A 12,947-nucleotide genomic window follows, 5' to 3' on the forward strand; every position below is an offset into this window, starting at 1 on the left:
CGGAATCCAGTAACATTAAAGAGAGCCGCCGTATACGGTGTCTCTTTTTTTATGACCTGATCCTAATTCCCACTTGGTTCTGAGCCCTTTCAACGCTATAATAGGCATCAAACCAACAGGAAAGGTACGTGAAATCCATGCTGCGATTCAATGCGATACGTACGGGCTATCTGCTGGGCATCTCACTGATACTGGCCGCAATTATTTATTTTTTCGCCTCCAATTGGGGCGGACTGGATCGGACATTCAAGATTGTACTTGCTGCTGCGCTTATTGTTCTGTTCTATGGCTTGTCTTTTGTATTTACACGGATACGTGCTGTTCCCGGTCAACAAGCTTTTCTGTCTAATATGTTTTTGGTGGCTGGCTGTATAGCCTTTGGCGTTTCCGTGGCATTGCTCGGTCAAATTTACAATTCCCATGCCGACAGCTACGGATTGTTTTTCATTTGGTCGGTGCCGGCTCTACTGCTTAGCTGGATTACTCGCTACAATCCTTTTTATATGCTGTCTTATGTACTAATTCATCTTGGTTTGTGGCTTTATTTTTACCCTACGATGCAAAGTGTGCCTTATAGCGAGCTGGAATCGTTGTCCATTGCCGGAATGTTCGCAATAGTCAATCTGCTGCTATTTTTATTGGCGTTCCTCCATCGTATACATTCTGCTCCACTACAATATATGAGCTTTACGGTTTTCCATATAGCTATGTTAGCGATGACCAATTCCTTTGCATTTGATGAGTATGGCATGGTCATGAATGTACCGCATATTGCTGTGATTGCTTTAGGATTTTATATATTTATCAAGGTGCGGCTGAATAAAACGCTACTGACCTTGAATGCATTGGCACTTTCGGCGTTTGCTGTCTTTAAATTTATAGAGCTGGCTGAGGCGTACTCCTCATCTCTGTTTTTTGTTTTTGGTTTGATTTTTGTGGCGTTGCTGCTGACGGGTAACGTGTGGTTTTTCCGCTATTTGAATCGTTTGGGGAAAACACTGCCGGAAGCAGGGACAACGGACATCAGTACATCAAAGAATGAGACGACCGTCCACGAGGAACATGGCAGTGAATGGATTAGCAAAACCGTATCCCGTGTGATCAAAGTGGTTGGAGTGCTGATCGGTAGTATATCTCTCATCGGATTGATTATGATTAGCACGAATGTAAACCACACCGAATACGTACTGTTGGTTGTGTCGTTGCTGCTTATGATTTTGATGATTGTCATACCGGAATCCAAGCTGGATTCGGTAATACGTTATACACTGCTGACCATCAGCTATATTACAGGCTTGGCGGCCATTCTATGGTCAGATCAGTCGCTGCTTTCGGTATTATTTCTGATCGTTTCCATCGCTGGATGGTTTCGCTCCAAGGGGAAAAGGCAGTTGTTTTTTGCCTACACCTTTGTAAACCTGAATCTGGCGACCATTTTATTTCAGCAGTATCAGGAGTGGGATGGTTGGAACTGGACCTATAAGTTCATCATCTTCTCTCTTTTCATCGTCAATGCCGTGTTATATGGGGTAAGTTACTTTATATCCAAGACAGAGTTAAAAGAACATCTACGGAATAGCTCATTATTTTTCAGCTTGCTGTTCCTGTTTTGGGCGACGTTTTTCGAGGATGTCGTTCCACACTCTTATATGTTCATTAACATTTTTTATTTTGTTATCGTTACCGGGATAGTCTTTGCCTTTGCCCGTCTGAAACAAAAATCGGAGGCCATCACGAGCGTTGTCTTCTGGTTTATTTTTATCGTCTTCAAATACTATGATTTATTGTGGACGCTACTGTATAAATCTTTTACGCTGGCGCTACTGGGGATCATTGCGCTCGGAATTACCTGGTGGGCGGATCGGCGAATGGCCCATAGCGGCAAAGCAGCATTCGATGCTGACCACCGCAGCTTTAGCTTTATGCGCTTAAGCCCGTTAATCATTGCCATTGTCATCGTGCTACAGCTGGGGATCATCGGCTATCAGACGGCGAGAAGTGAAACCCTGCTCGCCACAGGGGCTTCCATTAAGCTCAAACTAGCTCCTGTAGACCCGCGCTCCCTGCTGCAAGGCGATTATGTGGCACTGAATTACGACATATCTACCCCGCCTTCCAAGCCCTCTCTTCAGGAGGAGGAAAGGAGCCGAGGCAAGGTCAAAGTCGTTCTCACACCAGATAGCCAAGGAGTATACGTCGCGGATCGCCTATATCAAGATGGTGAAAAACTTGCCAGCCATGAGGTCATTCTAAATGGACAATGGTATGGTTCCCGTATTCTGTACGGTATTGAGAATTATTTCATTCCTGAGGGAACCGGACGTACTGTAGAACAGAACGCACATTTTGCCCATATTCGGGTGAGCCGCAATGGAGACGCGCTGCTGGAACGTTTGGCAGCAAGCTGACCGGATCGGCGAAGGTAGTAGACAAAGCAGGCTGAACCAAGCCCCTCCATTACTGGAGCACAACTTGGTTCAGCCTGCTTGTTTTTTTTCGGACCATCGTTTATCTCCGTTTATACATTTCTCGACCATGATGCTATTTCCTCAATATCCAGCGGCTGAGTCCGGCAACAACCGCCAATCAGACGAGCTCCCGCTTCATACCATTGGCGGGCACTTTGTCCGAATGTCTCTGTACAAGTGCTGCCATGCCATGTCTTGGTGACCGGGTCATATTCCTCCCCCAGATTGGGATATACCACCACAGGCTTATCCGTGTGGCTGCGTATTTCGTGAATAAGCGATGGAATGAATTTCGGCAAAGTGCAATTGATTCCTACAGCAGCCACTTGCTCATGCCCATTCAGCCACTCAGCACATGCAGCGGCAGACTCACCATTGCTAATATGCTGCCCATCCTTTGCGCTAAAGCTGATCCAGGCATACGTGCCAGGGAATTCCTTCAGCAATCGGGCGATGGCCTTGGCTTCAACCAGACAGGGTATCGTTTCACAAGCTAAAATATCTGCACCTGCCTCAATCAGAGCTTTCATACGCGGCCTGTGGAACTCTACTAGCTGTTCCTCGCTCAGCTTGTAATCGCCGCGATACTCTGATCCATCTGCCAAAAACGCCCCGTAAGGGCCTACAGAGGCCGCGACTAGCGGCTTGGGACGATGTCGCTGACTTGCAGTAGCCGTCACGTCAGCCCAAAACTCATCGCGTGCCTGCACAGCAATCCGCACCGATGATTGAATCAACTCCAGCGCCTCATTTTCGCTTAGGCCTCGTTTAACATAGCCTTCAACGGTAGCCTGATAGCTCGCAGTAATCGCACAGTCTGCCCCAGCCTCAAAATAATCTCTATGCACACGCTTGATCGACTCCGGATGCTCATGGAGGATTTTAGCTGACCATAAGCTATCGTTCAGATCATGTCCATGACGCTCCAGTTCGGTCGCCATCGCGCCGTCCAGCACGATCAGCTGAAATTCGTCCAGTATATGTTGTATCGGATTCATGCGGCCCCTCCTGCTCGTCTTTTCTACTAAACCCACTAATCAAGTGGGTTTTAATGATTTACATTATAGCACGAATGTTGATGAGCACTCACAAAGCCAAGAAATAATCATTCCGTGAAGACGTCCCCTTTCGTTTCATTTGCCATCTGATGTAACGTATAAATTTTTTAAATTAGTTTCATAAGTTAAATTAATTAGATATTGTTCTTTTTTTCACAAAGTCATTTTACTATAAAAGTGCAAACCAACACTTTGGCCAAAAGATCAGGGAATTGCATCGTCACATTCTGCATCGTCATTTATGTGAAAAAAGGTACAAGAGAGGGTTTTATCTATGTCTTTACTAGAAATGATTACAGCGACCTTAACAGATAACAAAATTGTCAGTTCTATCGCTTCCACCGTTTTTATTATCCTTCTTGGTTTCTTTTGCCGCAAGAAGGGGATTTTTAACGCAGCAGTAGGAAAGATGTTATCCAAGGTTGTTCTAACCGTGGCTCTACCGGCACTAGCCTTTAATTCTTTCATGCAGGACATTAATCCTACAATGTTAAAACAAGGAATGAATGTTTTAATATGGGGAGTTCTAATTTATATTATTCTCATCTTTATTTCTAAACCGTTCTTTCTGAGCTACAACAAGGATAAACAGGATGTTTTGCGGGTGTTAACCATTTTCGGTTCTACGACTTTCTTCGGAATTCCAATTGTCGGAGCCATTTACGGTCCTACCGGAGTGATGTACAGTTCCATTTTTAACATAGGGTACCGCATTTTCTTATACTCCTATGGCTATATCAAAATGAGCGGCTTAAAAATGGAGCTTAAAAATCTCAAAACCATGTTTTTGAATCCAATCGTTATCGCCACGTTTCTAGGCTTGTTTGTTTGGTTGTTTCAAGGTTATTTGCCACAGATGAGTGTAGCTACAGAGGATGGGGCCATTCAGCAGTTCGCCTTTCTAAGAATTGATCAAACCGCTGTCTGGCTGTTCAAGCCCATGACCTACCTTGCCGGACTAGCTTCTCCGTTAGCCTGGTTATCGATTGGCTCGACATTAGGGGAGATCAGCTTCAAGTCTGCAGCTACTGATAAGACCTCTTGGTATTACAGCATAGTTAAGGTTTGGCTTGTACCTATTGTTAACATCGTTTTGCTGGCTTTGTTGACTGTATCTCATATTCTGTCAGTCGATTCTGTCGCTTTAGCTACTATTGTCATCATGATGGCTACTCCAACAGCTACCGTAGCCGCAGCCTATGCGATCAGTTTTGATAAGGAAGCCATATTGACCTCCAATGCATCGCTTCTCTCAACTATTACTTCTGTCGTCATGATCCCAGTGTGGATCGTTACGCTCAATGTCATTGATAAAATTGGAATTTTCTAAATCAGGGGGAAAACAACATGTTAAAAATCATTTGCTATGGTGTCCGTTCTTATGAGAAACCCTATTTCCAGGATCTCAATAAATATAACTTTCAACTAACGCTGGTAGAAGAGTTGTTAACCACTAGCAATGTAGAATTGGCACAGCATCACGATGCCGTTTTGCTAAGAGGAAACTGTGCTGCCAATCGGGAAAATATCACAAAATTCAATGAATACGGCATTCGATATGTTTTTACCAGAACAGTCGGAATCAACCACATTGATTTGGATGCCTGCAGCGAATTCGGAATGAAGGTGGCACGCGTGCCATCCTACTCTCCGAATGCCATCGCCGAGCTCTCCTTAACCTTAGCAATGATGCTGTTCCGACACACCGCTTATATGACTACCAAAAGCTCGTTCAAAAATTTCATTGTGGACGAGCATACATTCAGCAAAGAGATCCATAACTGTAAAGTTGGGATAATTGGGGTCGGCCGCATTGGTCTGACAGAAGCCAAATTATTTAAAGGATTAGGTGCTTCTGTTATCGGCTATGATGTGTACCAATCTGACGCGGCCAAGGAAGTCATTCCATTCACAACCTTGGATGAATTACTGGCAGAGTGTGATGTCGTTAGTGTGCATGTTCCTTATCTGCCGGGACAGAACGACAAAATGATTAACGCTAGCTTTTTAGCAAAAATGAAAAAGGGATCTATTCTCATCAATACATCACGTGGAGAATTACAAGATAACCAAGCCATTTTGGACGCTTTGCTCAGTAACCATCTGGAAGGCTTTGCTACGGATGTCTTCCCTAAGGAAGATGAATTATTCTTTAGAGCCTTTGAACCATGGCAAATGCTCCCGGACCCAACGATCCAGAAGCTTGTGGAGCTGTATCCAAGAGTTTTGGTAACGCCTCATGCTGGCTCGAATACCGTTACGGCGTTATCCAACATGATTGAAACTAGCTACGACAACTTCCATGATATCGTTACAACTCATTCTTCAGATAACCTAGTCCCACTTCCTGTTCTCTCTATGAAATAAATAATTAGGAAGCTCGGCACTCTTGTTGAACAAAAAAAGAACCGCTATTTCCAGATTACAATGGAAATGGCGGTTCTTTTATATCAGAATTCAACTGATAGAGCATTAGCGGCCTGCCAACCTTGTGGTATTCTATCGATTCAACCAGGAAGCCATCGTCCACCAGGAACTGAATATATTTTTTTACCGTGATACGGGACAAGTCCACTTCTCTGGCTAACGTTTCAACCGAGAATGGTCCGTCCAGTTCTTGAATACTCTTCAGTATCGTGGTCATGGTCAGTTTGGACAAATTTTTAGACAGGTTTTTCGGTAGATTATGCGATGGATGTTCAACAGTTTTTTTCTTTTCCACACCCGCATGCTCTTCTTTATTAAAATAATGGTCAATGACAGCTTGATTAATTCCGTTCCCTTCCTCCATCACCGTGGCTAGGCGCTGGATTTTCTCAACAGCCAGTCTAAAGCGTTCGAATGTAAAGGGTTTAATTAAATAGTCTGCAACACCATAAAAAACAGCTTCCTTCACCGTCTGAATATCTTTTGCAGCCGTAATTAAAATAACCGAAGCATGATATTGATGCTCCTGCATATGTGATAATAAAGTTAATCCGCTTTTTCCAGGTAAATAAACGTCCAGTAATACCAGGTCCGGTTTCCATTTTTGAAGACAGTCCTGTGCTTTTTTGACGGTATCCGCCTTACATACAACGTCCAAATTGTCCATGCGCTCGATAAACTGTTGATTGAGCTCAGCAACCATCGGATCATCCTCAACAATTAGAACTTTCATTCATTTGTCACCTCCAATGTACAGGGCAACTCTACATAAATACTTGTTCCCAGACCCGGTTGGCTATCAAGCTCAATGATTCCTTGATGATTTTCCACCATGGTTTTAACCAGATTCAAGCCGTAGCCTCTATCTTCTCCTTTGGTTGAAAAGCCATGCTCGAATATTCTTTTTTGCATCTCAAAATCAATCCCCAACCCATTATCTTTCACTTTCAAAATAAATACATTTCCCTCACACTCATAGTTCAATTTCAGCTCAATTTTGCCGGGTTCTTTTTTTTGTAAGATGGAATCTATGGCGTTGTCAAAAAAATTACCCAGGATGTGTATGACATCATGAACGATATCCTGCATCTCCACATTAGAGACATTCGAGCTTTCTGCAAGAAGAACCGAAATATTCTGTTCGCGTGCTTCGTTGATTTTACCCATAATAAAACCTGCTAATGCCGGAACTTTAATTCTCTCAGTCAGAAAGCCTACCTCGTCTTGATACCGGTGATTTAGCTGCTGAATATATTGACTGACCTCCGCATATTTCCTCATTTCAATCAGCCCGGATATTACGTGCATTTTGTTCATAAATTCATGGGTCTGTCCGCGAAGGGAGTTAATATAATATTTTGTACCACTTAACTGGTTACTAAGATGAATCATCTCGGATTGGTCGCGCAACGTTGCAACCGCCCCAAAAAACTCATTTTCAATATATATAGGGGTTACTGTCGCAATGACTTCTATACCATTCACATAAAATGAGCGATCCTTGATCTTCTTCTTATCATCAAACACTCTCTTGAAGAGTACGTTATAAAAGTTGGTATCTAGCTGCTCGCCAATCGGGGCTTTTATCTCTTGGTTCGCCAGTTGGTACTTGGCCTGAGCTTCTTTGTTCATGAGCATAATTTTCTTGTCCGCCGAAATGGCTATAATTCCTTCAGCGACCTCATTTTCAATAATTTCTTTTTCGCGCAATCGTGTTGCTATCTCTTGCGGCTCAAGCCCAAATAAAATCGTTTTGATTTTCTGAGCCAGAATGATCGCGCCCAAAACTCCACTAAAGAGTCCCAGCATCAGCCCCCCAAAAATGGTATACTGCGCCTGCATCAAATCATGATTTAGGGTCCTCATGGTCAGCCCTACACATACAATGCCAATGACCTCATGCTGTTGATTAAATATCGGCGTAAAATATCGGTAACCTTTGCCCAAAATACCTATATTCTCAGAAAAATGTCCCTGACCGGATAGCGCTCTTCTGGCATCATTCAAATCAGAGAAAGGTTTGCCAACCATCGTTGCATTCGGATGAGATAGCCGAATTAAATCGTGGTTCAGAATGACTACAAAATCCACATTAACGTTGTGCATGACTCCAAGCGAGTAGTCTTGGATCTGCTTCACAGGGACTCCCTGCTCAACATTACGAATAACATCGTTGTCACTAGCGACCACCTTGGCAATACCCGAAAGTTTTTCCTTCGTATTATCAAAATGTTGGTTAATTACGAAATTACGAATGAGAAGCAAGGATATAATTAAGGAAATAATAATAACTAAAACAACCAAAATAATAATCATGAATTGTAGCGAAACTTTGAATTGTCGTCTCGGCTTCGACTTACCTATTAACCGCAACCCCATCACCCAGCTTCTTTGTCAAGCTCTCCATTAGGAAAAAGAGCCTATCTCTTTCCCTATAATCCCTTGTTATTCGACACCGTTTGACAATTTCCTTCTTCATCTGCAAGCTCTATGCATTCCAGCGACAACAACGTAAACTTTATCTGAATTAAGACAATATGCTGAATAAGGAAGTATCAACTCTCCATAATAAGGACGTATACCTAACGAAATGGAGGATATAGGATGATCGAAAATCTCGAAAGTAACTACAACTGCGCCAATGCAGGGCAGGATCTTCATCAACTAAAACAGGAACTCGCCGCGCTTCAGGAACAAGGTGCGAACGACCAGGCATCCGAGGATGCCATCCATCGACTGGAAAATCAAATTTCGTTCATCTTGAACAAGTGCGATATTAACCACTAGTTGAAGCTTGGCTATTTCAGTAAATAAATAAAACCGGCTTGTCTTTTAAAGACAAGCCGGTTCTATATGAATTAGTGTATGCTAAAAGGTTTCAAATTCACAAAATTCCCCGTATCTCATCCAATGACTGCACCTTTTCCCGCTGCATCCATTGTTCAAGTCCATGTACCAGTTCAGCCCCTGCATGTAAATGGACAAAGTTGTACGTTCCCACCTGAATGGCAGCGGCCCCTGCCATGGTGAATTCAATAATATCCTCTACCGAGCTAATCCCGCCCATCCCGATCACCGGAATCGACACCGCCTGTGCCACCTGGTGAACCATGCGCAAGGCAATTGGCTTAATTGCCGGGCCGGAAAGACCAGCATACGTGTTGGCGAAGACACTGCGACGCCGGCGTATATCTATTTTCATCGCAGAAAATGTATTGATCAGCGAAACTCCGTCTGCGCCTTCTTCCTCGCACATAACCGCCATCTGCGTGATGTTCTCTGCGTTTGGAGACAGCTTGACGACCAACGGAAGCGCAGTCACATTGCGCACCTGACGCACAACCTCCCGCGCTACCTCCGTCTGGATACCAAATTGCATTCCACCCTGCTTCACATTGGGACACGAAATGTTCAATTCCAGCATATCGACGCCTCTTCGATTCATCGTGCGTCGTTTTTGCGCGTTTTCCGTAATCATCGCTACGGCCTGAACATATTCCTCCAGATTGGAGCCGCCTACGTTGGCAATAATAGCCGTGTTCCAGTGAGTCATGTCATCCAGTTCATCCTTCAAAAAGGCGGCAACCCCCGGATTCTCCAGCCCTACACTATTGAGCATGCCGGATGCTGTCTCATGTATTCGTGATCCCGTATTACCAGCCTTCGGATGCAGGGTTAGTCCCTTGCCGACGATACCGCCCAATAATTCAGGAGAATAAAATTCCGCATACTCACGTCCGAATCCAAACGTACCGGAAGCCATGATGATTGGGTTCTTGAACGGTACACCCGCAATATTACACGCCATGGAGATCATCGAACTCCACCTCCTCCACCGGGAATACAGGCCCTTCTTTACATACCCTCCGATTGCCTCCACGGGTACGCATCGTACAGCCCAAACATGCGCCAATACCACAGGCCATGTGTCTTTCAGTTGAAATATATAAACGGGACGACGTATCCACCGTTTTCATGGCGAGTGCTTGCAACATCGGAGTTGGCCCGCAGGAGAACATATTTGCATAAAGCGTCGGATCGACCTGTTCGACGATGCTTCCCCCTACCTTGACCTGTACAGATGCCGCCACAGCTTCGAACGCTTCAACCCCGAAGGCTTGCTGTGCAAACCCCAGGTAAACATGCGCATGCGGGTAGTACTTTGCAGCCAACAGCAACGGAGCTGTACCCATGCCACCGCCGATTAAAGCCAAACTACCCTCTACCTGCGGAAAACCGTTTCCGAAAGGTCCTTCTAACTGAATCTCCTGACCAGGCTGTAATTGGGAAAACAAATTTGTCCCCTCTCCAACAACCCGGTACAAAAAGGAAATACTCTCTTCCCCGATATCATAAATGCTGATGGGTCTGGGCAGCAGTGGATAACCTGTCCCGCTGCGCAGCATGTAAAACTGCCCCATGTTCCCTTTAAACTTTCCCTCTATTTTCATCACATAGATGCCCGGAACGAGCGCCACATTCGAAATTACGTTAGCCATATAACCCCTCCACTAACCACTCACTATAACGTAAAAGCAGCAACTATTACGTGACTATTTTCACATTTTAGGGCAACGTTTCGCCCTACGACTCGTGATATAAAAAAGCGTACTCCTGTTAGAGAGTACGCTTGTGTATTTAACTAATGGCTTCGCGCTCCGCATTGCGGCTACCCTTGGCATCCTTGCGAATTTGCTTGCTACGTAGCTGTCCGCAGGCTGCGTCAATATCGACTCCATGCTCCAGCCGAACACTACAGCTAATGCCTTGTTTTTTCAGCACATCATAGAAGCCCGTAATCGACTCCGACTCACTCCGCTGGTATTGGCTATGCTCATCCACCGGATTGTACGGAATCAGGTTTACATTGGCCAGATTACGACGATGGCCCACCAGCTCAGCCAGTTCGAGCGCATGCTCCTTACCGTCATTAACATCCTTCAGCAGGATGTACTCCAGCGTAATCCGACGATTGGTTTTGTCCAAATAATAATCAATCGCCTGCATGAGTTTCTCAATCGGAATCGCACGGTTGATCTTCATAATGCGAGTACGAATCTCATTATTCGGAGCGTGGAGGGAGATCGCCAGATTGACATGCAGGTCGGAATCTGCAAATTCAATGATTTTATCGGCAAGTCCACTTGTGGAAACGGTAATATGCCGCGGCCCAATCGCCAGCCCTTTGTGATCCTTAATGACCCGAATGAAATCGGACAGGTTCACGAAGTTATCAAACGGTTCGCCAATTCCCATCACCACGACATGACTGACTTGGTCGCCCGGACGTTCCTGATCCAGATACAGCTGGACCTTCATAATTTGCTCTACAATTTCACCGCTGGACAGGTCACGGCTCTTCTTCAACAATCCGCTCGCACAGAAGCTGCACCCAATGTTACATCCTACCTGCGTAGTCACACAAACGGATAAGCCAAACTTATGCCGCATCAATACCGTCTCAATCAAATTACCATCCTGAAGCCGGAACAAGAACTTGACCGTCCCGTCTGCTGACTGTTGCTTCACGTGTTCTTCAAGTGTTTCAATGGAAAAGTGCTCTGCCAACAGGCGAGTACAATCCTCATGAACCTCTGCCATCGCTGCAAAATCAGTAACCCGCTTCCGGTACAATGCGTCCCATACCTGCAATGCCCGGGATTTCTTATGTCCATGCTCGATGAGCCATGCTGTCAATTGATCTAGCGTTAATCCATAAATGGATTCTTTTTTCATGTTCGATCCTCTTTTCAAAACATTCAAATTCGTCTTCCTCTATATAAAACTAAGCACGCACCATTCGTCTCAACCATCATTGCATCATAGCATGTTTAAGCAATCTGCGCTATTTAAGCGCCTCTTTCATTGTCCCAAATTTTAATTATGAACACAAGGGGGCAGGCACATTGTTTCTCCAAAATTTTAGCGTAAAATTATGTCTTGAAACCAAGTACAAGCCACATTAAACTAGGCGACAGAACCTGTTCAACAAGAGCACGCAAAGACAGGATTACAGATACTCCTAATGATATGATTACAACCAAGGAAGGTGATGCGGTTGGAATGGTTGCTTCGGATCAAGAACGCACTCGATCTGATGGAAGAGAGAATGCAGCAGCCCCTCGATATCGATGAAAATGCAAAGGCAGCCTATTCGTCTCCTTTCCATTTTCAGCGTATGTTTCATATGCTAACCGGCGTCACGGTAGCAGAATATGTGCGTAAACGTCGATTGACCTTGGCTGCTCAGGAATTGAGTCTTTCTTCCGCCAAGGTGCTGGATGTAGCGTTCAAATACGGATATGATTCCCCCGAATCTTTTTCTAAAGCGTTCCGGAAGGTACACGGTATTTCTCCCTCTGAGGCCAGAAGCCCTGGGGTAAACCTGAAAGCCTTTCCACGCATCACCTTCCATCTATCGTTGAAGGGAGATCAGGAAATGGATTACAAAATTGTAGAGAAAGCGGCCTTTACGGTCATTGGTAAGTCCATTCAAGTCACCACTAAGAACGGCGATAATCTTCGAGAAATCCCAAAATTCTGGAACGAACTGAATGCGGATGGTACATCGGATCGTATTCATGCCTTGGGGACAGGCGACGATATACTCGGTATATGCTTGGACATGAAACATGGGGAGGAGACGTTTAGTTACTTAATCGCCGCAGAAGGCAGCGAAGACGTAGCGACCGCGAATGGGCTGGAATCCAGAACCATTCCGGCTTCAACCTGGGCAGTGTTTACATCCATCGGCCCTATGCCTCACTCGATCCAAAAGGTATGGCAAAGAATTTTTCAGGAATGGTTCCCTGCCAGTAATTATGAGCATTCAGGCGGCCCGGAACTGGAAGTGTATACTATGGGAGATTCACATGCTGAAGACTACCGAAGTGAAGTTTGGATTCCGATTAAGAAAAAGTAAACAAACCGAACCGACTGCGTATCGCAGTCGGTTTTATACCGTACTGCATTTACATCATAAGGTGACAGAAAA

At 44.8% G+C, this 12,947-nt stretch carries 11 protein-coding genes; 5 read left to right on the plus strand and 6 right to left on the minus strand.

Annotated features, from left to right (window positions below; genetic code table 11):
- The first annotated feature begins 137 nt into the window (after positions 1-137).
- Positions 138-2,408 (plus strand): GDYXXLXY domain-containing protein, encoded by a 2,271-nt coding sequence (locus tag AOU00_RS11960; RefSeq protein ID WP_172828337.1) that lies wholly within the window; start codon positions 138-140, stop codon positions 2,406-2,408.
- A gap of 110 nt (positions 2,409-2,518) precedes the next feature.
- Here the strand turns inward: AOU00_RS11960 and mmuM are convergent, their stop codons facing one another.
- Positions 2,519-3,466 carry a homocysteine S-methyltransferase gene (gene mmuM / locus AOU00_RS11965; protein WP_069290687.1) on the minus strand — a complete coding sequence of 316 codons (948 nt, stop codon included), beginning with the start codon at positions 3,464-3,466 and terminating at the stop codon, positions 2,519-2,521.
- A 334-nt stretch (positions 3,467-3,800) separates the two neighbouring features.
- Here mmuM and AOU00_RS11970 point away from each other — a divergent pair, with 334 nt between their 5' ends.
- Positions 3,801-4,856, plus strand: a complete 1,056-nt coding sequence (locus tag AOU00_RS11970) for an AEC family transporter (RefSeq protein WP_069290688.1) — start codon at positions 3,801-3,803, stop codon at positions 4,854-4,856.
- Positions 4,857-4,873: 17 nt separating this feature from the next.
- Positions 4,874-5,893: a 2-hydroxyacid dehydrogenase gene (locus tag AOU00_RS11975; RefSeq protein ID WP_069290689.1), complete on the plus strand. Its 1,020-nt coding sequence runs from the start codon at positions 4,874-4,876 to the stop codon at positions 5,891-5,893.
- A gap of 55 nt (positions 5,894-5,948) precedes the next feature.
- Here the strand turns inward: AOU00_RS11975 and AOU00_RS11980 are convergent, their stop codons facing one another.
- Positions 5,949-6,686 (minus strand): response regulator, encoded by a 738-nt coding sequence (locus tag AOU00_RS11980; RefSeq protein WP_069290690.1) that lies wholly within the window; start codon positions 6,684-6,686, stop codon positions 5,949-5,951.
- Positions 6,683-8,332, minus strand: a complete 1,650-nt coding sequence (locus AOU00_RS11985; RefSeq protein ID WP_069290691.1) for an ATP-binding protein — start codon at positions 8,330-8,332, stop codon at positions 6,683-6,685. The genes AOU00_RS11980 and AOU00_RS11985 overlap by 4 nt, the downstream gene beginning before the upstream one ends.
- 225 nt (positions 8,333-8,557) lie before the next feature.
- Here AOU00_RS11985 and AOU00_RS11990 point away from each other — a divergent pair, with 225 nt between their 5' ends.
- Positions 8,558-8,740, plus strand: a complete 183-nt coding sequence (locus AOU00_RS11990) for a hypothetical protein (RefSeq protein WP_061829813.1) — start codon at positions 8,558-8,560, stop codon at positions 8,738-8,740.
- 97 nt (positions 8,741-8,837) lie between these two features.
- Here AOU00_RS11990 and AOU00_RS11995 read toward each other — a convergent pair whose 3' ends face one another.
- The 3 genes from AOU00_RS11995 to rlmN all read right to left on the minus strand — a co-directional run bounded on the left by AOU00_RS11995 (position 8,838) and on the right by rlmN (position 11,689).
- Positions 8,838-9,770 carry a dihydroorotate dehydrogenase gene (locus AOU00_RS11995; protein ID WP_061829812.1) on the minus strand — a complete coding sequence of 311 codons (933 nt, stop codon included), beginning with the start codon at positions 9,768-9,770 and terminating at the stop codon, positions 8,838-8,840.
- Positions 9,751-10,452 carry a dihydroorotate dehydrogenase electron transfer subunit gene (locus AOU00_RS12000; protein ID WP_069290692.1) on the minus strand — a complete coding sequence of 234 codons (702 nt, stop codon included), beginning with the start codon at positions 10,450-10,452 and terminating at the stop codon, positions 9,751-9,753. Before AOU00_RS12000 ends, AOU00_RS11995 begins: the two co-directional genes overlap by 20 nt.
- Positions 10,453-10,591: 139 nt before the next feature.
- A complete protein-coding gene (gene rlmN / locus AOU00_RS12005; protein WP_023991003.1) occupies positions 10,592-11,689 on the minus strand; it encodes a dual-specificity RNA methyltransferase RlmN in 1,098 nt (365 codons plus the stop codon).
- Between the two features lie 316 nt (positions 11,690-12,005).
- Between rlmN and AOU00_RS12010 the strand changes: the two genes are divergently transcribed.
- Entirely contained in the window at positions 12,006-12,875 is an 870-nt protein-coding gene (locus AOU00_RS12010) for an AraC family transcriptional regulator (RefSeq protein ID WP_069290693.1), read from the plus strand.
- Positions 12,876-12,947 lie beyond the last annotated feature (72 nt).

The organism is Paenibacillus polymyxa (assembly GCF_001719045.1).
Classification (GTDB): Bacteria; Bacillota; Bacilli; order Paenibacillales; family Paenibacillaceae; genus Paenibacillus; species Paenibacillus polymyxa_B.

What these genes read in the sequence shown, in the direction of transcription:
- AOU00_RS11960 (WP_172828337.1), top strand. Translation starts at nt 138, where the DNA reads ATGCTGCGATTCAATGCGATACGTACGGGCTATCTGCTGGGCATCTCA.
- mmuM (WP_069290687.1), bottom strand. Translation starts at nt 3,466, where the DNA reads ATGAATCCGATACAACATATACTGGACGAATTTCAGCTGATCGTGCTG.
- AOU00_RS11970 (WP_069290688.1), top strand. Translation starts at nt 3,801, where the DNA reads ATGTCTTTACTAGAAATGATTACAGCGACCTTAACAGATAACAAAATT.
- AOU00_RS11975 (WP_069290689.1), top strand. Translation starts at nt 4,874, where the DNA reads ATGTTAAAAATCATTTGCTATGGTGTCCGTTCTTATGAGAAACCCTAT.
- AOU00_RS11980 (WP_069290690.1), bottom strand. Translation starts at nt 6,686, where the DNA reads ATGAAAGTTCTAATTGTTGAGGATGATCCGATGGTTGCTGAGCTCAAT.
- AOU00_RS11985 (WP_069290691.1), bottom strand. Translation starts at nt 8,332, where the DNA reads ATGGGGTTGCGGTTAATAGGTAAGTCGAAGCCGAGACGACAATTCAAA.
- AOU00_RS11990 (WP_061829813.1), top strand. Translation starts at nt 8,558, where the DNA reads ATGATCGAAAATCTCGAAAGTAACTACAACTGCGCCAATGCAGGGCAG.
- AOU00_RS11995 (WP_061829812.1), bottom strand. Translation starts at nt 9,770, where the DNA reads ATGATCTCCATGGCGTGTAATATTGCGGGTGTACCGTTCAAGAACCCA.
- AOU00_RS12000 (WP_069290692.1), bottom strand. Translation starts at nt 10,452, where the DNA reads ATGGCTAACGTAATTTCGAATGTGGCGCTCGTTCCGGGCATCTATGTG.
- rlmN (WP_023991003.1), bottom strand. Translation starts at nt 11,689, where the DNA reads ATGAAAAAAGAATCCATTTATGGATTAACGCTAGATCAATTGACAGCA.
- AOU00_RS12010 (WP_069290693.1), top strand. Translation starts at nt 12,006, where the DNA reads ATGCGGTTGGAATGGTTGCTTCGGATCAAGAACGCACTCGATCTGATG.